Raw genomic sequence first — 25404 nt, forward strand, 5'->3', positions numbered from 1 at the left:
AGGGACATCTCATGCATACATCAACTTTTAAAGATGAATTGGGATTGTCAAATGTGGCGCAAAAAATGAAAAAAGAACGGCGTCATTTAATGGTTCGCCGTTTTTTATCAAATAAATTAGCCCTTACCGGAAGTATCATTATTATTCTTATACTCTTATTTACTATTATCGGTCCATTGATAACCCCTCATGATCCTTATGATCTGCATGCGAAAAATCGGTTGCTTGCCCCCAGTTCGGAATATTTTTGGGGGACTGATAACTATGGCAGAGATCTTCTCAGCAGAGTGGCACATGGAGCAAAAGTGTCTATAGGAGTGGGGCTTTCAGTCTCTTTGATTACATCTATCCTTGGAATGATTATCGGGCTCTATGCCGCTTATTTCCATGCGCTGGATAACATTTTGATGAGAGTTTGTGATGGACTGATGGCTTTTCCGGCTATTTTACTGGCAATTGCTATCATGGCAGCCATGGGACCGAGGATTGAAAATGTCATTATTGCGTTAAGTATTGTCTTTACCCCTTATGTAGCACGAACGGTACGTTCGGCGGCTTTAGTCGTCAAGGAGCAAACATACATTGAAGCGCTACGGTCTCAAGGCGCTAGCTCTACCAGAATTATATGGTCTAACATGGCTCCCAATGTGATATCACCCTTGGTTGTCCAGGCTACTTTTATATTTGCCGACTCGATCATAACAGAAGCCGCATTAAGCTTTCTTGGGGCGGGAACTCCGGCGCCGGCTCCTAGCTGGGGCAACCTGCTATATGACGGCAAAATGGTCATTTACAATGCTTGGTGGATGACTGTCTTCCCGGGAGTAGCCATTATGCTGACCGTTTTGGGCCTAAACTTGTTTGGGGATGGTCTGCGCGACCTTTTGGACCCTCATCACAATAAAGCTGGAAAATCATAGGCAACGGAGGTGGAAACATGAGTGAAAAGCTATTAGAGGTTAAAGAGCTAAAAACCCATTTTCAAACTGAGTGGGGTACTGTTACAGCAGTAGACGGAGTCTCTTTTACCGTTTATGCCGGAGAAACGGTTGGAGTAGTGGGCGAGTCAGGGTGTGGAAAGAGTGTAACGGCGGAATCCATATTAAGACTCCTTAATGAAGCATCCACTCGGTATGAAGGTGAAATTCTATATCTGGGAAAGAATTTACTAAATTTTTCTGTCAAAGAAATGCAAGATATTAGGGGTAACGATATTTCAATGGTTTTCCAAGATCCGATGAGTTCATTGAATCCCGTTTATACAGTGGGAAATCAGATTGTTGAAGCCATCCTTCTTCATCAAAACTGCGGTAAAAAAGAAGCATACGCAAAAGCAATTGAAATGTTGCGGATCACGGGAATTCCTTCACCTGAAAAGAGAATTCACGAATATCCTCATGAGCTTTCCGGAGGTACAAGACAACGGGTAATGATTGCTTTGGCGCTTTCTTGCAAACCCCGGCTTCTCATAGCGGATGAACCAACGACAGCCCTTGATGTAACAACGCAAGCTCAAATTCTCGATTTAATCGATCGTTTGAAAAAGGAATATAACATGGGGACTGTGATGATTACGCATGACTTGGGTGTCGTAGCGGAGGTATGTTCAAGGGTCGTCATTATGTATTTGGGACAGGTGATTGAGGAAGCTGATGTCAAATCCATCTTTCGGCAACCGTATCATCCATACACCCGAGGATTATTACAATCCATTCCGCACTTAAATGGAGAACGAAAAAAGGAACTCTATGTCATCAAAGGCAAAGTCCCAACACTATACCAAGTTCCCAAGGGGTGTCGGTTTGCCCCGCGTTGCCAATTTGCCAGTGAGAAATGTAAGGAGCTTATGCCCAGGCTAGTAGAGGAGAAAGATGGCCGCAAGGTTAGGTGCTGGCATTACAAAGAAATCACTGAAAAAAGGGAGGATGTCTATGCCAACACAGCCAACTAAAGGAGCCAGTCCCCTCTTGCGGGTGAAAAACGTAAAAAAACACTTTCTTGTGACAAATTCTCTCGGGCGAGTAACTGGAAAAGTCAAAGCGGTAGACAATATTTCTTTTGAAGTAAGATCTGGGGAAACTTATGGCTTGGTGGGTGAATCCGGATGCGGGAAAAGTACGACAGGACGAACAATTATGCGTTTGATTGAACCAACTGATGGAGAGGCGATCTATAGAGATAAAAATATTTATCAATTGAAGGAAAAGGAGCTCCTTGAAATAAGACGGGCTATACAAATGGTATTCCAAGATCCTTATTCATCCTTAAATCCGCGTAAAAGGGTTGGTCATATTTTGGAAGAGACTTTGAAGATTCATCATATCGGAAATAAAAAAGAACGAATGGACCGAGTGATGAGCATGTTGAACGTAGTAGGCTTTCAGCCGGAACAATATTTTCGATATCCGCATGAATTTTCGGGAGGACAAAGACAAAGAATTGGCTTGGCCAGAGCCTTAATGGTGAATCCCGAATTGATCATATGTGATGAGCCGGTTTCAGCTTTGGATGTATCCATTCAGTCTCAAGTACTAAACCTTTTGAACAAAATCCAAAGAGAATTCAATCTTTCATACTTATTTATTTCTCATGACTTAAGTGTTGTGCGTCATATATCTGATCGTATTGGGGTTATGTATTTAGGGAAAATAGTGGAAGAAGCGATAACGGATGAATTATATAAGAATCCACTTCATCCGTATACTCAGGCCCTCTTTTCAGCAGTACCGATAGCCAACCCGGAATTAAAAAGAGAGCGAATTACGTTAAAAGGAGAGGTTCCTTCACCCCTAAACCCTCCTGATGGATGCGTGTTTCATACTAGGTGTCCTTATGCCACCGAGTCATGTAAACAGGAAATACCGATGAAAAAAATGGTTGCGCCCAATCATGCGGTTGCATGTCATTTATATAATTGAGGAGGAAATTCAGATGAAAATCGAAAAAGTGGTATTAAGAAAACTGAAAATGGATTTAAAGTTCCCTTTTCAAACTAGTTTTGGAACATCAGAGGGTCGAGAGTTCCTCATTACGGAAGTATACGGCGAAAATCATATTGGATATGGAGAATGCGTGGTCGATACCAAACCTTTTTACAGTGAAGAAACGGTTCAAACTGCTTGGCATATGATGAGAGACTTTCTGATTCCGTTTCTATTTCAAAAAGAAGAAATTCTTCATCCAAATGAGGTGCGTGATATTTTTCGGAAAGTTCGTCGCCATAACATGGCTAAATCAGCACTGGAAGGTGCGATCTGGGATTTGTACGCCAAGGAACAGGGAAAGCCTCTTGCTGAAGTCATTGGTGGCGAGAAGAAACAAATATCCGTTGGAGTCAGTATCGGAATTCAGAAAACCAAGGAAGATTTGGTTGAAATTGTTGGAAAATATCTCGAGCAAGGTTTTCAAAAAATTAAAATAAAAATCAAGCCTGGAAAAGATATTGAAATGTTACAAGCTGTCCGAGACCAATTTGGAGACATTCCCTTGATGGCCGATGCCAACTCTGCCTATACACTTGACGACATTCATCTTTTTAAACAAATGGACCCTCTTCATTTGATGATGTTTGAGCAACCGCTAGCCCATGACGATATCATTGATCACGCAAAGCTGCAGGAGGCGATTAAAACCCCGATTTGTCTTGATGAAAGCATCCATTCTGTTGAGGATGCGAGAAAAGCGATTGAATTGGGAAGCTGTAAAATCATCAATATTAAAATCGGTAGAGTCGGCGGTATTGCCGAAGCGATCAAGATTCACGATTTATGTAAAGAAAACCAAATTCCTGTATGGTGCGGGGGCATGTTGGAGTCCGGTATTGGCCGTGCCCATAATCTGGCCATTACAAGCTTGGATAACTTTACAATTCCTGGCGATACCGCACCATCCGCCCGCTATTGGGAAGAGGATATCATACAACCTGAAATTGAAATGAATGAGAAAGGAGAAATTGAACTGTCAGCAAAGCCGGGTTTGGGATATGAAATTAATCAGGGCGCATTGGAACGATATACAGTTTCTACAGAAACGTTTCTTAAAAGCAAACTTCAAACGGAAAAATAACATGAATGAGTAGAGAAAATATTGCGTCATAAACTGGGGGATTTAAGATGGTTGAAACAATTAGTGTCGATGGGCTTGAGGCTGATTTATATAAAATCTTCGACTATTTACATGAAAATCCTGAAGTAAGTTGGAAGGAATTCAATACGACAAATTATGTTGCCAAAATATTTCAACAGGAGGGAGCAGATGTTATTACTACGTTTGAAGATAGTCCTGGTTTAGTTGCTGAGATAGGGGATGGTCCCATTACTGTTGGAATCCGTGCCGATATGGATGCTTTGTGGCAAGAAGTAGATGGAGTGTGGCGGGCAAACCATTCTTGTGGTCATGATGCTCATATGACTTTAGCTTTGGGTGTATTTTTAACTTTAAAAAAATTAAGGACTAGTCTTCCGGGAAAGGTTAAGTTTATATTTCAGCCAGGTGAAGAAAAGGGAGATGGCGCCTTAGCAATGATAGAAAAAGGTGTTGTCGATGATGTTGATTATTTATACGGGGTTCATTTACGCCCTGAAACGGAAGTAGGAAACGGGAAAGCTACTCCCGCAATCATTCACGGGGCGGGGAGTTCTATTGCAGGTAAGATATTGGGAGAGGATGGCCATGGCGGTAGGCCACATCTACAACCAAACGCCATTGAGGTTGGCGCGGATTTGGTTAATCATTTAAGGGGAATACGTCTTGACCCAATGGTACCTTATTCTGTAAAGATGACAAAGTTTCGTGCTGGAGGGAATAACAGTAACATTATACCAGGTTCCGCAGAGTTTAGCTTAGACCTTCGTGCACAGACTAATCAAGTGATGACTCTGTTAAAAGACAAAGTGGAAAAGGTTTTAAGCGCCATTTCGAATTTGTATGGAGTAGAAATACATTATAAGTATACATCCAGTGGAGTAGCTGCTAAAGTGGATGAAGAAGCAAAAGATATTATGACGGAAGCCATTCAGCAATCCATTGGCGTGGAAAATGTATTGCCGCCGAGCTTAACGCCCGGCGGAGAGGACTTTCATTTTTATAGTGTTAAGCGCCCAAAAGTAAAAGCGACCATGCTTGGATTAGGGTGTGGATTAACCCCTGGGTTGCATCATCCCAAAATGACATTTGATCGTAAGGCTTTAATAACTGGTACAGAAATGTTAACGAGAGCCATTATGCTGACTTTCAAAAAGAACGGGTTCGATGTGATGGACAAGCGCAAAGGACAAACCTTATATCAAAGGTAAAGTTGTCCACTTGGTGAAAAATGTGAAGTTAAGTTCCGGGCAGATAAAGCTGATTTTCCATTCGGTTGTTCCGTTCGGTCATGGGAAGCTCATAGGTATTATGATGAAATGGTGTCGTTGTAATCATTTTGTTGGGGCACAGACAAAAGAAAAGTAGCGCTTTACGCAAAAAGGACTGTAATTGGATGCCATCATCTCTTGTCTGTTGTTCAACATCAATTAAGTATGAATGAAACGGGAAGAAGGCGGGATTATGCAAGGAAGGCCTCTATTCATGGTGTTGTATGTACCTTGGTAAGCATATAACCATGATAGAGCGCCTTTTCTTTTTTCCAAAATGTTGCCGTACGCATGCAACCAAAGAATGCTATTTCTCAATTTCAAACACTCAAGTAGCTTTTTTAAAAAGGAATTTCGTCATTTATTTCGAAGAACCTTTCTGGTTCCTCCAAAAAACTCCCCCTTTCTGCTTATGTGACTCCACCAATGAATATTAGCCTATTTAACTTGGCTTGCCGTATTTTCTTCGGACTGCGCTTCAGTGCCTCCTACAGTGGAAAAATATGTTAATTTATTGAAAAAAATACAATTTTTTTACTCGAAATTCATCGTTTGTGTGCTAAAATAGGTTCACAATGTTCGTTGTAGTAACAAATGATGATGTAGCGAAGAACCTGAAATAAAATAGCTGTTTATCAAAATGAAGAGGTGATCATGATGGGAGCACTCAAACTAAACAATATTTTTGTAAACTTGCCAGTGAAAGATTTGAATCGGTCGGTTACTTTTTTTACTCACGTCGGCTTTGAATTCAATCCCCAGTTTACTGATGAAACGGCAACATGCATGATGATTGGCGACCATATATTTGCAATGCTGTTGGTGGAAGATAAATTTAAAACGTTTACCGATAAAGAAATTGTAGACGCGACGAAAAGTACGGAAGTGCTCCTAGCGTTAACTGCGGAGAGCAGGGACCATGTAGATGAGATTGTCAATAAAGCTTTGGCTGCCGGTGGCAAGCCCTCTAAAAAGCCTATGGACCATGGCTTTATGTACGAATGGGGATTCCAAGATTTGGACGGGCATACTTGGGAAATTTTCTATATGGATCCAAGTGCAATCAATCAGCAATCATGACATGTTGTTAAAAGGGACCTCAAATATAGGTGTCTCAAAAGAGAATATGGGGAGCGAAAATGATTAATTTTGATCCATCCTCTGCAATAGATAAAGAGCTTGGCTCGCGGGGGTGTTACTAGCCTTTTTCCAGACCACTTCCTATGACGTGGCGGAAGAGCTATTCAGGATTTTCTTAGCTTACACCGGGGCGAAGCAGAGTACCCCTGACCAGCGAGAAACTAGGTAAAAACCTGCACCTCCAATGATTTTGAAATAACGGCAGATCCGAAAGCGCTATTTTCGGGTTTGTCGTTATTACGTCTTATGGGCCCTCATCTTTTGGCTTACCTAGTGATTTGTATCATGTTATCATCGAGCATAAGAATAGGTAAACGGATTGATGAAGATGCAACGGGAGGTGCTCTTATGATCATTTGGATTAACGGAGCTTTCGGAGCTGGTAAAACACAGACAGCTTATGAGCTGCATAGAAGAATCCCAGGCTCGTATGTATTCGATCCGGAGAACGCAGGATTTTACATAAGAAAAAATATTCCGCCAGAAACCTTGGAAGCAGATTTTCAAAACTACCCGATGTGGCGTGAATGTAACTACTCGATGTTGTCTTACATTGATCTTAAATATAATGGGGTCATCCTTGTGCCGATGACGGTCGTCCATCCTCATTATTTTGATGACATCATTGGCAAATTAAGAAGGGATGGCGTACAGGTCAATCACTTTACGCTGTGTGTTTCCAAAGAGACATTGATGCAAAGATTGCGCAGCAGGGGAGAGGGCAGACAATCTTGGGCGGCACGGCAAGTCGAGCGCTGTATCGATGGACTGTCCAATGAAAAGTTTCAGCATCATCTGCAAACCGATCATCTGTCTATTGAGCAAGTGGCAGAGCAGATCGCTTCAATGTCGAGCATTTCACTTCTTCCCGACAACAGGGGAAAACTGAGCAAAGTATGGGCTAGAATGATAACGAAAATCAAGCATTTCCGGTTTTTCTAACCCGTGGGAATGATCCAGCATGCATGTCATACAACTCTTCGATTGGTCAAAATGGATATTCGCCATCGGTTTTGTATCGGCCTATATCTTCAACAAATAGCCAAAAGAGCAGAATGGAACACCTACGTGGAAATTGGAATGAGTGTGTAGTCCGGTGCTAAGGTCGTGACAAGAGAAGTAAGCCAATTTCCTGTCAAACTTTTACGATTCTCTTTCTGCAAGAGAAGTGGCCGCGTAAAAAAGCTTGTAGAGAAAAAATGTCCACTTTCTTTACAAGTGAAAGATTGGCAAAACCCGCTCTCGTTTTAAGATCACTGATATTGTTTGGCAACGAGAAATTCAACAACAGGGAGTATGATCATCGCGAAACCTAGCACAGCCAGCAAGAATATGTTATTCGTTCCGTTTACTAAATGATCAGCGGTGACAGCTGCCAGTATGATGAATAATAAAATAAAATAGCTTATTTTGGAGCTTTTCTCAGTAATTTTTTGGCCAAGTTCTTCTTCTTGTAATATACCGTCCTTTTCTTCTTTATTTCCCCAAGTGATCGCGGAAAAAAACATCATTGACAATATCGAAATCGTTATAATTTCATTGAATCCAATCGCTTTTCCAGTACTTATTTTATAGATTGTGAAAGCAATGACAATGAGTGTGGCAGTCCCGATGATGAGTGCGCCGATTTTTTTCGTGCTCATTTTTCGATCTCTCCCTCATGTAAGAATAAATCATCCACTTTGATGCCTAACGTTTTCGCAATGTTAAAGGCTAGTTGCAAACTAGGATCATATTTGTTATTCTCAATCGCATTGATCGTTTGCCTGCTGACGTGGCACAAATCCGCTAATTTTCCTTGGGAAAAACCTTTCTTTTCCCGGTATTCTTTTATTCTATTTTGCATCGGACAGCACCTTTACATTTGAAATAGTGTAAAACTTATTTTACACCCATCATTGTAAAATAAGATGAACTACCTGTCAAACATTTTTTACAGCTGATAGTGGAATATTTTCTCGTTTTCCATTTTTCGATCGTATTAGGGAACGGTTATGGCACATTGAAAGAAAGTTGCCGGGTCATTTATGTGTAATGTAATGCGTGATGAATCGTCTAATATGTAAAGGAAGGAGGATTTTGATGACGAAAAAAAGGTTTTATATATGGCTTCTTTGTGTAATCACGGTGTTTGTCTTGGCGGCTTGCAAGTCTGATGATTCCGCGGACAGCAGTGGAGAAATGGCCAAAACGAACGAGTTATCCGATTCCAAAGAATTTGCGGTGCGAGATGATGCGGAGAAATCTACGGAGGATGAACCAGCAGGAGAAGAGAACATAGATGTTACAGGCGACCGAATGATCGTACACCGGGGCAATCTGGAAGTAAAAGTAAAAAATTTGGAGACGGCCCGGAAAGACATTGAGAAAAAGGTGAAGGAATACGGGGGATATATCGTAGAATCTAATATTTACAGAGAAGAAAATGAACTGATGAGCGGGTATTTAACCATTCGCATCCCTGAAAAACACTTTCAACAGTTCCTAAATGATACAGAGAAAGCGGCTGTCGAAGTGATGGAAAGAAGTGTCACGGGACAGGATGTAACGGAGGAATATGTGGATTTGGAATCCCGCTTAAAATCAAAGCGGGCGGTAGAACAACGGTTGCTTGATTTTATGAAAACTGCTCAAAAGACTGAGGATTTATTGAAAATCTCAAGTGATTTGGCGAAGGTCCAGGAGGAGATTGAGGTCATTGTTGGCAAAATGAAATACTTGGAAAACCAAACCGCCTATTCTACAGTTGACATTTTTATGAAGGAAAACAAAGTGGTTGTTCCAGGAGTGGACGGAAACAAGTTGAATACGTGGGAAAAAACAAAACAGCAGCTTGCTGTCAGCTTGAACTTTTTACTTGCGGCCGCTTCGGGGATTGTCGTATTTTTTGTCGGAAACCTGCCGATTTTGATTTTAGTCACATTGATTGGTGTGGGAGTTTATTATTTTGTAAAAAGACGGAAGAGAAAAAAACCCCATATAAAGGACACGAAACAGGACTGATTTTAGCAGTAATTTTGAAAGAGTCTCTTGTCAGAGCCTTTGCCATAGATTTAGTTGTTCGCAGAGCACTCTTTTTTGACACACTTCCAATTCAATAGGGGCTGGGACATAAGTAAATACGAAATAGCAAAGGGGCCGGGACAGAACCCTGTAAAAAAGAATAAACCGCGTGAAATCTAGTTTAAAACCTTGATTTCACGTGGTTTTATTCTCACGATTTTTACGAATATCAATCAGCTTTTAACTTATGATCCAGATCCCGGTCATCGCTCGTCAAATATTTCGCATTCCGCAGGTCTCTTCAGCTTCCTCGTTAAGCAAAGGCTGCTTTCCTGCGGGATCTTCAGCTCGAGCTATTCCCGCAGGAATCTACATATGTTGACTACGCTAAAAGCTTGCGTATGATACACTGGGACAATTTATTGTTCAGCTGATTTAGTTGTGTCCAGACTCTTCAAGCCTATCATTCTTAACTTTTACTAAATAACCTGTAAACACAAGGAATCAATAACAAAGTTATGAACGTTGAAAATAACATACCTGAAATGATGACGATTGAAAGCGGGGCTTGGTAATCGGCAGACATTCCAGTTGCCAATGCTAAAGGAAGCATCCCGCCTACTGTCGTTAACGTTGTCATAAAAATGGGGCGTATACGATTTTCGCCGGCTTGTAACAAGGACTCGATCACTGGCAGTCCTTTTTTGCGCAGTTGGTTCGTGCGATCAATGATTAAAATCGCATTGTTTAAGACAATTCCAATCAGTATGATGAAACCCATGCCTGACATAAAGTGTAATTCCGCTTGGGTGATGAATAATCCAAGGATAGCCCCAACAATCGTAATCGGTATGATGCTCATGACAATGAGTGGTTGCCCGAGATGATTAAATTGCACGGCCATCACCACATACACTAAAAACAGAGCAATACCAAAGGCGAATAGGAACTCATTCATTAGTTGGTTTTGTTCTTCCAAGTCGCCGGCTAATGTAACGGTAAAGTCTTGTGAACTGTCAAAGCCTTTCAAAACTTTTTGAATGTCATTGTTGATTGTGCCGAGATCTTCCTTGTCTGCGTCAGCCATGATCGAAATATATCTTTCTCCGTTTTTATGAAAGATTTGATCGGGCCTATATTCTTTTTCAAAGGCTACAAAAGATGAAAGCTTTTTTTCACCATTGGCCGTTGGAACGGACAATTCCAGCAACGCCTCTTTTGTCAACTTCTCATTACCTTGATGAGCATATACTTGTAATTCGTCGCCACCCCATTCAACTGTACCGATAGGTTCTTGCAACAAAAACGCTTCAATCGTTTGTTTGATATGTAACGTTGATAGGCCTGCCGCTTTTATATTTTCTTCTTTTAATTGAATGGTTGGTGTCTCGGAAAAGTTGTCTAGTGAGCTTGTGACATCTGTAATCCCCTTAATAGACTTTAATTCTTTTTGTAAAGCGTTTGCGCCTTTTCGTAATTCAGCATACTCATCACCACTTATATGGATTTGCACCGGGTATCCGCTGATGCCATCCAAGGCTCTTTCAACGCCCCGAATGGGTTGCGTTTCTTCCAAGACCCGCAACTTTTTTAAAATATTTTCTGTAACCTTCTCTTGTTCTGTTGTTATTTTACTGCCCGTTGTCATCACAATATTCACTATTAGTCTATCGTCAAGGTCAAGTACATAATTGGCCTTTACATCTTCTGTAGAACTTACGGTTTCATGTACTTTTTCTGCGATCATCTCTTTCTCTTGTTGAGAAACCCCATTTTCTAAATCAATCACCATTTCAGTATATCGATTAAACATATCCGGCATGATTTTCATTGGTATTTTGGGAATGAGGAAAAGTGATAAAGAAAATACGATAAAAAACGCGATGATGACGATGAAACTGCGACTTTTTTTCTGAATACACCATGCTACCGTATTTTTATATATGGACATAAAAAACGTTTTTTGATGATTGCTTTTTTGTTTCTTTAATCTTATGAATTCATTGGCAAGTGTTGGGATTAATGTAAAAGCAATGATTACAGAGCTTATTAATGTGATGGCGGTCACAACTGACAAAATCATCATAAATTTTCCGGAATCTCCCCCAATCAGGCCAATTGGAAGAAAGACTACGATTGTTGTAAGGACAGATGCGATAATGGCTGAAGCCACTTCCTTTGTTCCTTCAAGCACTGCCTGTAAATTGTTTAACCCTTGTTCTTTTTTCTTATAAATAGCTTCCAGAATCACAATCGAGGAATCTACCATCATCCCAATACCGAGCCCTAATCCAATGAGTGTCAGCATGTTCATACTATAATCGAGTAAGCCTATGGCTATGAAAGTGAGCAATATGGACGTGGGAATCGATAAGCCAATAATAAAGGCAGCTCTGATATTGCGCAAAAAAAGATACAATACAACGATCGCAATCATTCCGCCAATCCACATATTGGTCGTCACATCATTCATCGAGTCATTGACAAAGTCCGCATGGGCGATTACTTCATTGACGGTAAAGCCTTTCACCAAACCTTCTTCTTCAATCTTTCGTAATTCATTCCTGACAGCTTCCGCCATATCTGCTTGACTCGCGCCTGCTTTACGGGCAATTTGAACCATTATCATATCTTTTGAGCCATTTTTCCATGTGTTGGAGGAATTTGTGACTGGATTGATTGAAATAGCAGAAATATCCTTTAACTCAACCAATCCATTTTCCGTCGGGATTTGCAGTGTTTTCAAGTCTTCCATATTTTTCAAAGCAGTGTCCCAACGCAAAGAAAGGCTTTCATGTCCATCTGTTAGTTCTCCTACAATTGCTTCGTTGTTCAATTGTTGAATCACTTCGACTGCTTGCTGTATCGTTATATGGTTCTCGTTCATTTTGTCTTGATCAAAATGAATATCTACTTGCTGTTCGGTGAAACCATCCAACTTTACTTCGCGTACTTCAGAAAGTTTTTCCAAACGAGGTTTCAACATATCCTTGGCAAAAGCAGACATCTGATCGGGATTTCCGCCTGAAACATCTACAATAAATTCAAAGGATGGATTTTTCCCGTCCTGCAACACTTGATAGTAATCGAGGTTCGGAATATCACTTAAGACGACATTCGCTTTAGATTCGACATCCTTAAATATTTCATCCCCTTTTCCACTTTCAAATAATATCTTGATAGAACTGCGTCCAATTGAAGTAGTAGATGAAATTTCTTTTATTCCTTCCATTTCTTGAAGTGTTTGTTCAAGAGGATTGGTAATCTTTCTTTCTACATCATCTATATGTAAGTTACTGGCCTCGACATGAATCGTGGCGCTATCAAGTCCAACTGTTGGAGTCAATTCTTTGTCTAAGTTAAAAAATGTAAAAATACCTAGCACGATGGTAAAAAAGGTTGCTAATATGATGAGTATTTTTCTTTGAACGAGCATTTGAAGTAAACGCAAAAAATATCCCTCCTAAAAATGTAAGAATAAATCGTAGGGGCTGATAATTGGGCAGTACGATTTCCTGAGACACAATTTAGTAAAATGAGCTCCCGCTTCTACTCCTTTCATGGCAACTTTCAACCACTTGGCCGTTGGAAAACATATCTTCCTTTTGGGGATTACATCCTGAAGTTTATATTAATTGTTCCCGGTACCGCAGGAGGCAACATGGATGTTCATCTCCAGCCATTTCGTTTTTTGATGGCCCCTTTTACCAAGTTAAAATGAACATGTCAGGCAAATTATAAGAGATGACGCAAGGTCGCTTTCAACCACTTCTTGTAAATTTTTATGGGGGTGGGATGGTTTTTTCCAGCAAAATAGTTCTGGCTTACAGGATTGCGGCATTGCAAGTGGTCAGACAAGATAGGTACAATAGTCTTATACATCATGTAAAGTGGTGAAGAGGATGAAGAAAATTTTTGAAGAGAGGTTAAAAAAGCACAAGTTGATTGCCGCGGTCAAGCAGCCCAAGTCAATTGAACAAGCCATCAAGTACAAGGAGCATATATCAGCGGTTATTCTGATGACAGGGAATATATTGACGGTCAAACAATATGTGGATGTGCTCCAAAAAGCGGGGTTGCCGGTGATTTTACATGTGGAGAAAATTGGCGGTTTGCAGGTAGACCATTATGGTATTGATTTTATTCAAGAGTATGTGAAGCCATTTGCCATTGTAACGACGAAATCCGGTATTATCAAAAAAGCAAAATCGAAAGGAATGTATGTCATTCAAAGGGTTTTTCTCATTGATACGGAGGTATATGATCAATTGCTTGCCGGCTTGGATCATCTTCAGGCCGACATGATTGAAGTGATGCCGAGTCGGATCATCGATTTTTTGGCGGATTTATCAAAAGCATCACATGTTCCGGTGATCACCGGTGGATTGTTGACAACTCCTTATCATGCGAAGGAGGCTTTGGAACATGGAGCTGCCGCCGTATCAACATCCAATACTGAATTGTGGAAAATGGATTTGAATGATCTTTATTAAATGTTTACATTTTATTTATATGTCATTAACAAAGATTGGCTATCATCAGTATTGAAAAGTACATAGAAGAAAAGGCGCGATAAGAGAGGCCGCAAATAACTGTTGATGAAAAACAGTCTATTTGCGGTTCTTTTATGCTTTGAAAGGGGGCAAGCATAAAACGGCTTACGGGAATGGAATTGAAGATAATGCGGTTTGGTATCATAACAAATTTAATAGAAAAGAGAGGTTTCATACAGTGAAGATACGTCTTTTCATGTTGGCATTATTGTTCTTTGTTTTTAGTATATTGAGTGCATGTAACAGCAATTCTTCCAAAAAGGATTCGGGAGATCAAGAATCAGCCGCTTCCAAAGAATCTTCCGGAGATACGATTGATTTAACCTGGTATTATCCCGTCAATGTCGGTGGTGAAATTACAAAGGTAATCGATGGTTATGCAGAGGAATTCAATAAAGAGGGAATTGAAGTAAATGGAAAAAAGGTAACCGTGAAGCCTGTTTATAGCGGCAACTATGATGAATCCATGACCAAAGTGCAAACGGCCGTTAAAAATGGCAAATCCCCAGACATGGCTGTTCTATTATCGGTGGATCTTTTTCAAATTAAGGATTCCATCATGCCGTTGGATGATTTGATCGCTGAAGATCCGGAAGCAAAAAAAATGATGGATGATTTCTTCCCGGGTTTTATGCTCAATTCACAAGCGGAAGGAAAAACGTGGTCTGTCCCATTTCAACGGAGTACAGTTTTGCTCTACTATAACAAAGATATGTTTAAAAAAGCCGGATTGGATCCGGAAGCTCCTCCAACTACATGGGATGAGGTCGTTGACTATGGGAAAAAGCTGACAAAAGATGGAAAGTGGGGTATTGAGCTGCCTGCGACAATAAGCGGATATTGGATTTATCAGGCGCTTGCTCTCCAAAACGGAGAAGAAAACTTGATGAGCGATGATGGAAAAGAAGTCTATTTCAATTCTGATGAAGCCAAAGAGGCGCTTCAATATTGGATTGACCTTTCCAAGAAGCATAAAGTGATGCCGAAAGGTGTTCTCGATTGGAATACGGTTCCGACTGATTTTATTGAAGGCAAGACAGCAATGATGCTTTCGACAACCGGTAATTTAACCAATGTTAAGAACAATGCTGATTTTGAGTTTGGTGTTGCCTTTTTGCCGGCAAAAGAGCGAATGGCTACCCCAACAGGAGGCGGAAACTTCTACATTTTTAAAGATATTTCAGAGGACAGACAAAAAGCATCCATGGAGTTTATTAAATGGATTGCCGATCCTAAACGCGCGGCTCAATGGAGCATCGATACGGGATATATTGCAACGCGTCAATCAAGCTACGAAACTCCTGAATTAAAAGCTTATACGGATTCTTTCCCGCAAGCTTTGACGGCGATGAAACAGTTGGAAAATGCGCATAAAGAAATATCAGTGTATGAGCAAGGAAAAATTATTAAAATCCTGTCGGATGCCATCCAAGCGGCGATTAATGGTGAAGATGTGGACAAAACATTGGATCAAGCCCAGGAACAGGCCGATGCTTTATTAAAACAATATAAGTAATTCATTTTTTGTTTGAGGTGAAGGAATTGGGGAGAAGCAAACTGGTCAAAGAAAATACTGCAGCTTGGATTTTTCTCCTTCCGTCCTTCATCTTTCTCATCATATTTACGTTATATCCAATCATAAAAACGGTATATTTGAGCTTTTTTCAATCAGATTTATCAACAAATGAGCCAGTTTATATCGGTTTGGATAACTTTAAGGTGATGCTGGAAGATGAGGTTTTCCGGAAGGCGTTTATCAATAATGTTTGGTTTGCGATTGGAACCGTACCAACAAGTGTTTTATTGGGACTGCTGCTTGCCATTTTAGTCAACAGGTCGATGAAGGGGAGTGGATTGGCAAGAACCTTTTTCTTTTACCCCGTTGTCATCCCAATGGTAACCGCGGCGTTTATATGGCTGTTCTTTTATACACCGGAATATGGGATGATCAACAGTTTGTTAAAAGTATTTGGTGCGGGGGAATTGAATTTGCTGGGAAATACAGAAACCGCGCTAATGGCCATTATGGTGATGGTCATCTGGAAGGAAGCCGGATTTTTTATGGTTTTTTATTTGGCCGCCTTGCAAAACATTCCCAAGGAATTAATGGAAGCATCTTATATTGACGGCGCATCGAAGTGGACTCAATTTCGAAGGATTGTCTTTCCCCTTCTTATGCCGACAACCTTATTTTCTTCTGTGATTGCAACGACTAATGCCTTTAAAACCGTGGATCAACTTGTTGTCATGACTCAAGGTGGACCAAATAATGCCAGTAATCTATTGCTTTACTATATTTATGAAAGCACATTTCGGTTTATGGATTACGGAAAGGCATCGACTGTCACAGTTGTTGTTTTAATATTGATGTTGATCATTGCGGCCGTTCAGTTCTTTGGAACAGATCGGAAAATTCATTACAGTTAAGGTGGTATTCCATTGAATCGGCTTATTAGTATTTCAACGCATGTTTTAGCTTTTCTTTGGGCGCTTCCACTTTTTGGAATCATTTATATGGCTTTTAAAGACACGAAGGCAGAAGGATATTCCTTTACCCTTCAGCACTTTGTCGAAGCTTGGCATTCAGCTCCTTTTGCCCAATATTATATCAATACGCTGATCATTGTTACCGTCATTTTAGCGGTGCAACTTATTACGATCACGCTCGCAGCCTATGCTTTTGCACGGATGAACTTTATCGGTAAAAGTGTTATTTTTCTTCTTTATCTCGTCCAAATTATGATTCCGGTAGAATTATTGATTTTCCCCAATTCGGGGACAATCGCCCAGTTGGGAATCTATGATACGAAATGGGCGATTATGTTGCCATATTTTACTTCCGCTTTCGGTGTGTTTTTACTAAGGCAAACGTTTAAAGGCATACCATATGAACTGGAAGAAGCGGCTAAAATGGAAGGGTGCAATCGGCTGCAAACGATTTGGCATGTGTATGTTCCGCTGGCGAAGCCAACTTATGTTGCCTTTGGTTTAATTTCTATTTGTTCACAATGGAGCAATTTTTTGTGGCCTTTGATCATTACTGATTCAGATTCCAATCGACCATTGACCGTGGGGCTTTCCATGTTTGCCAAAGCCTCCGATTCCGGAGCTCAATGGGGGGTTGTTGGAGCGGCAACGTTATTTGTTGCATTTCCTCTATTGCTGGCATTCTTTATTTTTCAAAAGCAATTTATTTCCAGCTTTATGCATTCGGGAATTAAATAGCGGGGTAACGGGAATGGGAATGGTTGTTCAATTTCAACCTATGCAATATTTTCATATCCAATGATGTTGATGAAGCGAGGGCTATTCTGATCGGCAAGGGTTGGAAGTCGATTGAAATCATGTAGAAGGCAGTCGGTACGGACGAAGTTTATTTATTGGAAGTGAGCCGAGCGCAATGGGGAAAATGCGGATAGCTTGGCAATGGCGGTGAAGTTTCGTTTATACTCCGTTTGCCGATCGGCCGCTTTAATCCTGCTTTACCCGATCATTTGGAAAAAATGTTTGCCTATTATGGACATATGGAATGTTGATGATGTTGTTCTGCATCCGGGTAGCAATTTTGGCACAAGAAGGTGGGATAGAATCAGCGGCTCGTTTTCCCCTGAACATGTTGGGTGATTTACCCGATGAAACCAAACTTGCCATTGAAAATGCTCCAATCGGAAAATGTCATCGGAGCAACTATGGAGGAAGTGTTTTTCACCGTTTGAAAAATAGCAACCGCCGTGCCGGGATCATGTGGGCAACAAGTCATTGTTATGTATTGGAAAGTGGCTTATTCGGCTTGCATATCAATGACTACCATGGCCATAGTATGAACATTTGCAAATTGGTAGGGAATCGCTCTTTTCTCATTTCAGGGAAGCACCTTCTGAATTGATCCTGAAAACAAATACGATGAAAAGGGCAGAATGTTCAAAGAAACAAATTATGACATTACTTCAACGTTAATGGCTGGAGGATGAGAAGATGCCAAACATTCAACTAGATCATATATACAAAAAATATCCCAAAAGCGGGGAATATTCCGTCAAGGATTTTCATTTGGAAATTGAAGATAAAGAATTTATTGTGCTTGTCGGACCTTCCGGGTGCGGGAAATCAACTACATTAAGAATGATTGCCGGATTGGAAGATATTTCCGAAGGGGATTTATTCATTTCCGGGAAAAGGGTAAACGATTTGCCGCCCAAAGACCGAGACATTGCCATGGTGTTTCAAAACTACGCGTTGTATCCTCATATGACAGTGTTTGAGAATATGGCGTTTGGCTTGAAGATTCAAAAGGAGCCCAAGGATCAAATTGCAAAAAAGGTCCATGAGGCAGCTGAGATTCTCGGCTTAACCCATTTGTTAAAAAGAAAACCAAAAGAGCTTTCCGGCGGCCAAAGGCAAAGGGTAGCATTGGGACGGGCCATTGTACGGAATGCCGGAATTTTTCTTATGGATGAACCACTGTCGAACCTGGATGCGAAATTACGGGTGCAAATGAGGGCGGAAATTAGTAAATTACACCGTCAACTTGGGACTACAACGATTTATGTCACTCATGACCAGACAGAAGCCATGACGATGGCAACGAGAATTGTCATTATGAAAGATGGATTGATTCAGCAAATCGGCTCCCCGGCAGAAGTATATAAACGGCCGGCAAATATATTTGTCGCTAGTTTTATTGGCTCGCCTGGTATGAATTTCTTGAAAGGCGACATTCGGGAAGATGGCTTCTTTATAGGTTCTGGCGATATCCGTTATCCTTTTTCGGCCAGCCAAAAGGCTCTTATTGAAAAAAATGGGCGCAAGCCGGTCATGATGGGAGTCAGGCCGGAAAATATTATCATACATGATGAAAAAACCCCTTTTAAAGCAATCGTGGATTTAGTAGAGGTAAATGGGGCTGAAATGCTTGTTCACACTCGGTTTGCCGATCATTCCATTATCATTAAGTCCCAAACAAATGAAGCTATAAAGACTGGGGATACGATTTTTCTTGCAATTGAGGAGGATTCGATTCACTTATTTGATCAAGAGTCGGAGGAACGGCTTACAGATTGATGTTGCTTGAACTTCTACTGAAAAAGGCGGAGAGTCCAATGGTAAATATAGATCATTATGATGCATTTTGTTTTGATTTAGATGGTACGATTTTTTTGGGCGATGAAATTTTACCAGGAGCAAAAGACAGTGTTGACTTTATTAGGGCACAAGGTAAGAAGGTGCTGTTTATTACAAACTCCCCCACTTTAACACGCAAAGGATGTCAGGAAAAGTTGGAACGGCTAGGGGTGGCTTCGTCTATTGAAGAAGTGTTTACAGCATCTTATATTGCGGCATTGTATTTTACCAAATATTTCCCGGAATCCTCGGTTTATGTCGTTGGTGAGAAAGCAATCAAGGAAGAGTTCAAGCAATTTTCATTACAATTGACTGAAGCTCCTTTAGAAGCAACACATGTAATTGTCGGTCTCGACCGCTCCTTTAATTATGAAAAGCTGAACGCGGCCATGACGGCGGTACGCAACGGGGCGAAGTTAATTGTAACGAATCCCGATCCATTTTGTCCGGTTCCAGGAGGATTTATTTCAGATACATTGGCCATTGCCCGGGCAATTGAAACGGCGTCTGGGCATGATATTTTTAAAGTAATCGGAAAGCCCTCCACTTTTTATGGCGATATGATCCTTACGCAACTGAATGTTTCAAGGGAACGCTGTTTAATTATAGGAGATCGCCTTGAAACAGATATCATGCTGGGAAAATTAAATGCTTTTCGCACTTGTCTCGTATTGACAGGAGTAGCCAGCCATGAAGATATTGAAAAATTGAACATATTTCCCGACTATATCATTCAGGGTTTACAATCAATGTTTGCACACCTTTTAAAGTCATAGATATAGTCGACGACTGTCTCGCTCCCAAAGCTTTGCTTTTTGAAAGACAGAACTTGGTATTTATCATTAAGAAAGATGAAGTTTCAATCAGGCCCACAAAAAAATATCAGTCATGCAGATGGTGTCACAAGATGCGGTGTTTTCCCTACTGAAAAGAAGCGGAAAAAGGTAAAGGTCGAAAGTGTCCTACTGGCCACCTTAAACAACATCGCCCTCAAAGCTCGCGCATTTTTAGGGACGATGACAAAGCCGGCAAAGCTTTTCTTGTCCTGTCGCTGCGCTTTCACGAGACATTGCGAAAAACCATAAAAGATGGCGATGTGTCACTGCCGTATTTTTTGTCCTATGATCTAAGTCAATCAAGTTTTTACTGGCGGTTGTTTTGGGGATTCTTACTGCCCATGAAGTGCTTTGCGAAAGAGGAAAGTGAAAAGAGTGGGCCTGCCACTCTTTTATTTACATATCAATATGAACATGCCAATTTTGAGGATCCGAATGGGATTGACATACCAATTCCGGTGAAAAAACAAACGACCACGGATATACAGATGCACTGTTTATACGAAGATTGGGTGAAAAGATTCCTTTTGCAATGACTGTATGCTTTTCCAAGATTTCAACTTTGATTTTTTGAATATCCAAGCTTTGAGACATTTCGTTCCGTAAAAAAACAGTGGCGACAAGTCCCCCGTTTTTTTTATACTTTCCCCTAAATAAAACAGCGCTATATTGGGAAGATGAGGGTGGAAGCTGTTCCGCTGCCTGAAGGAGCTCATTTTTTTGTTTTGGAGTTAATTTGCTTGCCCAAACAGGATGAAATTGTATCATCTGTATCCTCCTTCCTTTCGTTAGAATCCCTCCTCTTCTTATGTTAAATGAATGGACGAGACATGTCACCCTCCCTGTCATATTTCCCGAGAAATAACCAGCATTTTTGTTTTTGCGACAGACTGATTTCCCAATTTGTCAAATGAGTTGGATCTTACAAACAGAGTCTGTGACACAACTAAAGCAGCTGATAAAAAAAACGAACAATACAGTGAAACTTCATTCAATAGGGCACCTACTGAATGTTAGTTGAACGAATCGGGCATTTAGGTGCCGTTTACTCCCACTTAGCCTTTTTGTATTCACTCAAGATTTTGAAGTGGGAGTCTTACAGACCTTACATACGGGATAAATTATCCCAGTGTATAACATGCAAACTTTTAGCGTAGTCAAAATATGTAGACTCCTGCGGGAATAGCTCGAGCTGAAGATCCCGCAGGAAAGCGATCTTTGCTTTCCGAGGAAGCTGAAGAGACCTGCGGAAAGCGAAATATTTTGACATAGCGATGATAGGGATCTTTTTAACACAAATAGCGGCCGGGACAAAACCTTGTAAAATTGAATAAACCGCTAGAAATCAAGTTTGAAAACCTTGATTTCACGCGATTATATTCTCGCGATTTTTACGAATATCAATGCTTTTAACTTATGGCACGGCTTCTTTGCTATTTTGTATTTGCTTATGTCCCAGCCTCAGCCTCTGGAAAGAAATGGCTTTCCCAGCTAGATAACCCCATTTGGAAAAGATGGGGTCTTCGAAAATGATAGAGAGGCCCTGTTTTTTTGTTATACTGAGGGAAGAAGGAAACAATTTCCTTGGAAGGCAGCATCATGTGGATTGGCCATGAAAAGCGATCAGAGGAGAGAAACATGGATGAATGAAAAAACGTCAGCAACAGAATGCCCAAAATGCGGTGGGAAGGATTTGGGAAAAGGCAAGCACAGTGGATACGGCAGGATGAATGCGGTCAATAAAATGAACCTAGGATCCAATGTTATCTATATTCTGTGTACAGACTGTGGATATATTATAGAAAGCTATGTAGAAAAGCCAAAAAAGTTTAAAGGAACATATAATGATTGAAACATGTCATCCATGCAAGACAGGTATGTATGGCAGTATGAAGATGTTTTAAGAAAACAACATGAGGGCTTCCGATTTACCCACTCCGGGATTCGGAAACCCTCTTTATTTTCGGACATATTTCTTTTGCGACAGTTTGAAATATGAAATGTAAAACTAAGTTTATATATTTGGTTATCATGTTATACACTCCACTTTGTTCCCCAAAAGCGCCGGAAGGGGATAGAGATGATCTTCCGAAAGCCGTGCTATGAATTCATCATTACGCTCCTTGTTGCTTGTTGTTTTGATTCATTTTCTTATAGACGGTTTCTATTTTTTTATCAAGTTGTCAGGCAATTTGCGCCGCTTTGGTTCATTCATCTTTTAACTCTTTTTGGATTGATAGTAAATCATATGTTCAAGACTTGTCCAATAATCCATGGTGTTCGTTTGAATCTTGATTTCAATAAACACAAGATCTTCTCTGTCTAACATTGAATGATGAAATGAAGACTGCGATAGTGTTTGACTTGATCTGGAATATAGTCCTTACATTTTACAACCGTGTTGTCTTATTGTTTCCGCAACTTTCGCTGATTGATAACCTGATATAAAGGAACATGTCACACGGATGTCGGCAATATCTAACATTCAACATGATGTCATGAGCAACAATACCAACTTGTATAGTGATTATTGCCGGAACTTCCGCAGATGAATTTAGGTTACATTTAGCAAGCAAATTGGGTGGAATCCAATGACAATATGCAAAAATTAAATAAAGTTGCTTGGTTTTGGTCAGGTTGTTCCGAGACGGACCGATTTTGGCACAGCGCTTATAAAAAGATATGGAATCATCTGAATTCGACTTCCGAGTAGAATTCCCGCAGTTTATATGTGCCTGCCGATTGTCTAAACCATTTTTCAAACTTTTGAATATGTTTGGTATGACATGCTTTTCCTTCTAGGGGTGTAATCGTGATATAACCTTCTTTAAGTGAGGAAAAGTCGCTTTCCTTTGTGAAATCAGTCAGTTGTAAAAGATTATCTTTTAACCAGTAATATACATAGCCGTCCGCATCATTCAGGCCTACATAGCTGTAGCGTTTGACAGATAGATCAAGCGGAACGACACGGACTCCTCTGCACGCTTCCTTTCCAATATAGGGCAAGTTGATATTGACAAATACCCCTTTGGGGATTTGGTTCGCCAATAATGTTTCTAACACTTCATATAAGAACCTTTTCGGATACTGAAAGTTTGTGTTATGGCTGCTTAACCGATCCAAAGATACGGAAATGGATGGGATACCGTACAACGCGGCTTCTGATGCGGCCGCCATTGTTCCTGAATAATGCACATCCCGCCCCAGATTTGGTCCCAGGTTGATTCCGGAAATCACAAAATCGGGCGGTTCCTCGATTAAAATGTCTAATCCAAGCTTGACACAATCAGCGGGCGTTCCATTGATGGCCCATGTGGGAACATTGGGTCCAAACAGCGACATTTTGGCTGCTTTTACCGGCTCGTTTAAAGTGATGGAATGGCTTACAGCACTGTTTTCTTGATCCGGACAGACAACATGAACTTCCCCAAAATGCAGAAGAACTTCTACGAGAGCTTCCAGACCCGGCGCAAAACTGCCGTCATCGTTTGTTACTAAAAACTTCAAACTTGATCTCCTCCATTGCTTGGCGGCATGTCTCCAAATAAGATAAGTGTTTCTGGAGCATCCAAGCATTTTCACTCGTGTCAAATCCATCCAAAACCGTTATATAGTCTTTGTTCATGATTCGTTCCAGGAATTGTTTTTGTTTTATTTTACCGTCTCCAAGAGGAGCATGAGGTTGTTCCAAGGTTGAGTCACGCAAATACATTTTATTCACACGTTGCAAATCATTCAATACGTTATCGAGCGAGATATGCGTTATATGGAATGTCGTCTGAATCGCTTCGGATCGATGAGTGATAAATCTGTTTAAGGCAGCGGCCGTCGTGATCAATTCTTTATCGACTTCTTCCATTAATTCAACTGATAAAGTAATCCCATAATGATTTGCTATTTCTTCTAATTGATCGAGGCTCTGGTTTAATATTTTTTCATGCCACAAAGTCCATTCGGCGGATAACGTCCTTTTTCCGGGATGGACGGTTACATTCTTTGCTTGAATGGCATCCGCAAAAATAATGGAGCGAAAAATTTCCTCCAACGATTTTCTTCGTATCCTTTCATTTAATGAACAAATATTTGTATCCCAACTAGCCGCATGGACCGTTACACCCAATCCATATTGTTTAAGCACCTGGACAATCTCCCGTGTATTCATATGGCAAAACCAAGCCTGCTCTGCCCATAATTCGATTCCATCCAGATGATACTCATGTGCCAGTTGCGCCATTTCGCGGATTCCTTTTCCCCACATTAATGTCGATGAGGCGTATAACTTCAATATACTCCCTCCTCAATAGAAAGCTCTTTCAACCAGGCCAACACCTCATTTTCGTTAAAATGAACCGATCCAATAGGGTAAGGGCTTCTTGATGTGGGTCCGTGAAAGTCGCTTCCGACACTTTTTAACAGGTTAAATGTATCAGCCATATGATTCCAATATAATGTGGTCATTTGTTTATGTCTGGAATAGTAAACTTCAATTCCGTCCAGTCCCCGGTCTACCAATTTTTTTAAGGACCATTCCCAACTATATTCTCCCGGATGGGCCACAAATGCCTTTCCGCCGGCGTGGTGAATGAGCTCGATAGCTTCTGTCGCCGACAGTCCTTCGCGATCAACAAAGGCTGGCGCTCCTTTCATGAGCAACGCTTGAAAAGCGTGCTCTCGATCAGAAAAGTAGCCTTGATCAACAAGTTCATCTGCAATATGTGTTCTGACAATGACTTTTTCATTTGCGCGTTTCCAACAAGCGTCCCAGTCGATCAAATAACCGAGCTGCTGCAACTTTGCGACAATCTTTTTGCTCCAAAAAACCCGCTCTTGTTGCCGCCAATGAATATATTCGCATAATCTTTTATTCTCAACATCAAACCCATAGCCTAAAATATGAAGTTCTCCTTCTTCGCCGTCGGTGTTTAATTCGATTCCTGAAATGATAGTTATTCCTTTGTCGGCAGCGCTTTCACGGATTTCTTTTGAACCTGCAATTTCATCATGATCTGTAATCGCCATGATGGAGACGCCGCGGAAACTGGCTTCTTCTACTAGTTTGAAAGGCGTCCATTGACCATCTGAATACGTACTATGGATATGTAAATCGACCTTCATGATCACCCTCCATTTCCACAAAAATCCTCATCTATAACAATAGCGGAGGAATATCAATCACTTATTAGGTTTCGTTAAGTTAGTCGTAAAGTTATTGTAAAGTAGATCGCCTGTGTCGTATTCGGCTGTTTTTTTGAAAAAAGTGGATCCATACAAGCATATAGAGACATGAAGTCGGGGGAATTTTCAACTGGTATTTACCCAATGTAAAAATTTTAACACCCAGTTTACATTTGGCGGGCAACGGCGGTTGTAAAACCAAGTTTTCAACTCGGAAAGGAC

At 40.7% G+C, this 25404-nt stretch carries 23 protein-coding genes; 16 read left to right on the forward strand and 7 right to left on the reverse strand.

All coding sequences use genetic code 11. From position 1 onward, the window contains the following. The first annotated feature begins 11 nt into the window (after positions 1-11). The 7 genes from NST31_RS14000 (at position 12) to NST31_RS14030 (ending at position 7436) form a co-directional block, all read left to right on the forward strand. Positions 12-920 carry an ABC transporter permease gene (locus tag NST31_RS14000; RefSeq protein WP_339161410.1) on the forward strand — a complete coding sequence of 303 codons (909 nt, stop codon included), beginning with the start codon at positions 12-14 and terminating at the stop codon, positions 918-920. 17 nt (positions 921-937) lie between these two features. Next, a complete protein-coding gene (locus tag NST31_RS14005) occupies positions 938-1951 on the forward strand; it encodes an ABC transporter ATP-binding protein (RefSeq protein WP_339161413.1) in 1014 nt (337 codons plus the stop codon). After that, a complete protein-coding gene (locus NST31_RS14010; RefSeq protein ID WP_339161416.1) occupies positions 1932-2918 on the forward strand; it encodes a dipeptide ABC transporter ATP-binding protein in 987 nt (328 codons plus the stop codon). Before NST31_RS14005 ends, NST31_RS14010 begins: the two co-directional genes overlap by 20 nt. Before the next feature lie 13 nt (positions 2919-2931). Further along, on the forward strand, positions 2932-4065 hold the full coding sequence (menC, locus tag NST31_RS14015; RefSeq protein WP_339161419.1) for an o-succinylbenzoate synthase: 1134 nt from the start codon (positions 2932-2934) through the stop codon (positions 4063-4065). Positions 4066-4112: 47 nt separating this feature from the next. Continuing rightward, entirely contained in the window at positions 4113-5294 is a 1182-nt protein-coding gene (locus NST31_RS14020; protein WP_339161422.1) for a M20 peptidase aminoacylase family protein, read from the forward strand. Between the two features lie 714 nt (positions 5295-6008). Then, complete coding sequence (locus tag NST31_RS14025) at positions 6009-6434, forward strand: VOC family protein (RefSeq protein WP_339161425.1); 426 nt, start codon at positions 6009-6011, stop codon at positions 6432-6434. Between the two features lie 408 nt (positions 6435-6842). Beyond that, on the forward strand, positions 6843-7436 hold the full coding sequence (locus tag NST31_RS14030; RefSeq protein ID WP_339161426.1) for an AAA family ATPase: 594 nt from the start codon (positions 6843-6845) through the stop codon (positions 7434-7436). Between the two features lie 311 nt (positions 7437-7747). On the opposite strand, the gene NST31_RS14035 is transcribed toward NST31_RS14030, so the two are convergent. Together NST31_RS14035 and NST31_RS14040 are read right to left on the reverse strand one after the other, a co-directional pair. After that, positions 7748-8137, reverse strand: a complete 390-nt coding sequence (locus tag NST31_RS14035) for a hypothetical protein (RefSeq protein WP_339161429.1) — start codon at positions 8135-8137, stop codon at positions 7748-7750. Continuing rightward, a complete protein-coding gene (locus tag NST31_RS14040) occupies positions 8134-8340 on the reverse strand; it encodes a helix-turn-helix transcriptional regulator (RefSeq protein WP_077113752.1) in 207 nt (68 codons plus the stop codon). The genes NST31_RS14035 and NST31_RS14040 overlap by 4 nt, the downstream gene beginning before the upstream one ends. Positions 8341-8576: 236 nt before the next feature. Here NST31_RS14040 and NST31_RS14045 point away from each other — a divergent pair, with 236 nt between their 5' ends. Continuing rightward, a complete protein-coding gene (locus NST31_RS14045) occupies positions 8577-9497 on the forward strand; it encodes a DUF4349 domain-containing protein (protein ID WP_339161432.1) in 921 nt (306 codons plus the stop codon). Between the two features lie 469 nt (positions 9498-9966). Here the strand turns inward: NST31_RS14045 and NST31_RS14050 are convergent, their stop codons facing one another. Continuing rightward, a complete protein-coding gene (locus NST31_RS14050) occupies positions 9967-12948 on the reverse strand; it encodes an efflux RND transporter permease subunit (protein ID WP_339161434.1) in 2982 nt (993 codons plus the stop codon). A gap of 451 nt (positions 12949-13399) precedes the next feature. On the opposite strand from NST31_RS14050, the gene NST31_RS14055 reads away from it, so the two are divergent. The 7 genes from NST31_RS14055 (at position 13400) to NST31_RS14085 (ending at position 19947) form a co-directional block, all read left to right on the forward strand. Beyond that, positions 13400-13990, forward strand: coding sequence for a glycerol-3-phosphate responsive antiterminator (locus NST31_RS14055; protein ID WP_077113755.1), 591 nt, complete (start codon positions 13400-13402; stop codon positions 13988-13990). Positions 13991-14228: 238 nt separating this feature from the next. Then, positions 14229-15566: an ABC transporter substrate-binding protein gene (locus NST31_RS14060; RefSeq protein WP_339161437.1), complete on the forward strand. Its 1338-nt coding sequence runs from the start codon at positions 14229-14231 to the stop codon at positions 15564-15566. A gap of 17 nt (positions 15567-15583) precedes the next feature. Beyond that, the gene (locus NST31_RS14065; RefSeq protein WP_077113796.1) at positions 15584-16477 is read left to right on the forward strand and encodes a sugar ABC transporter permease; all 894 of its coding nucleotides are present in this window, start codon (positions 15584-15586) and stop codon (positions 16475-16477) included. A 12-nt stretch (positions 16478-16489) separates the two neighbouring features. Then, complete coding sequence (locus NST31_RS14070) at positions 16490-17275, forward strand: carbohydrate ABC transporter permease (RefSeq protein ID WP_077113756.1); 786 nt, start codon at positions 16490-16492, stop codon at positions 17273-17275. Between the two features lie 340 nt (positions 17276-17615). Continuing rightward, the gene (locus NST31_RS14075; protein ID WP_339161439.1) at positions 17616-17936 is read left to right on the forward strand and encodes a hypothetical protein; all 321 of its coding nucleotides are present in this window, start codon (positions 17616-17618) and stop codon (positions 17934-17936) included. An 89-nt stretch (positions 17937-18025) separates the two neighbouring features. After that, positions 18026-19111, forward strand: a complete 1086-nt coding sequence (ugpC, locus tag NST31_RS14080; RefSeq protein ID WP_339161440.1) for a sn-glycerol-3-phosphate ABC transporter ATP-binding protein UgpC — start codon at positions 18026-18028, stop codon at positions 19109-19111. A gap of 38 nt (positions 19112-19149) precedes the next feature. Beyond that, the gene (locus NST31_RS14085; RefSeq protein WP_077113797.1) at positions 19150-19947 is read left to right on the forward strand and encodes an HAD-IIA family hydrolase; all 798 of its coding nucleotides are present in this window, start codon (positions 19150-19152) and stop codon (positions 19945-19947) included. Between the two features lie 456 nt (positions 19948-20403). Here NST31_RS14085 and NST31_RS14090 read toward each other — a convergent pair whose 3' ends face one another. After that, a complete protein-coding gene (locus NST31_RS14090) occupies positions 20404-20775 on the reverse strand; it encodes an SLAP domain-containing protein (RefSeq protein ID WP_077113759.1) in 372 nt (123 codons plus the stop codon). Between the two features lie 874 nt (positions 20776-21649). Here NST31_RS14090 and NST31_RS14095 point away from each other — a divergent pair. Further along, a complete protein-coding gene (locus NST31_RS14095) occupies positions 21650-21859 on the forward strand; it encodes a transcription initiation factor TFIIIB (RefSeq protein WP_339161443.1) in 210 nt (69 codons plus the stop codon). A gap of 836 nt (positions 21860-22695) precedes the next feature. Here NST31_RS14095 and surE read toward each other — a convergent pair. Genes surE through NST31_RS14110 form a run of 3 tightly spaced genes read right to left on the reverse strand, consistent with a single transcriptional unit; the run spans position 22696 to position 25122 of the window. Beyond that, entirely contained in the window at positions 22696-23514 is an 819-nt protein-coding gene (surE, locus tag NST31_RS14100) for a 5'/3'-nucleotidase SurE (RefSeq protein WP_339161446.1), read from the reverse strand. Next, positions 23489-24292 carry a TIM barrel protein gene (locus NST31_RS14105; RefSeq protein WP_339161449.1) on the reverse strand — a complete coding sequence of 268 codons (804 nt, stop codon included), beginning with the start codon at positions 24290-24292 and terminating at the stop codon, positions 23489-23491. The genes surE and NST31_RS14105 overlap by 26 nt, the downstream gene beginning before the upstream one ends. Beyond that, positions 24289-25122 (reverse strand): PHP domain-containing protein, encoded by an 834-nt coding sequence (locus NST31_RS14110; RefSeq protein WP_339161452.1) that lies wholly within the window; start codon positions 25120-25122, stop codon positions 24289-24291. Before NST31_RS14110 ends, NST31_RS14105 begins: the two co-directional genes overlap by 4 nt. Positions 25123-25404: the final 282 nt, after the last annotated feature.

This window comes from Siminovitchia sp. FSL W7-1587, assembly GCF_037963795.1.
Classification (GTDB): Bacteria; Bacillota; Bacilli; order Bacillales; family Bacillaceae_C; genus Siminovitchia; species Siminovitchia thermophila.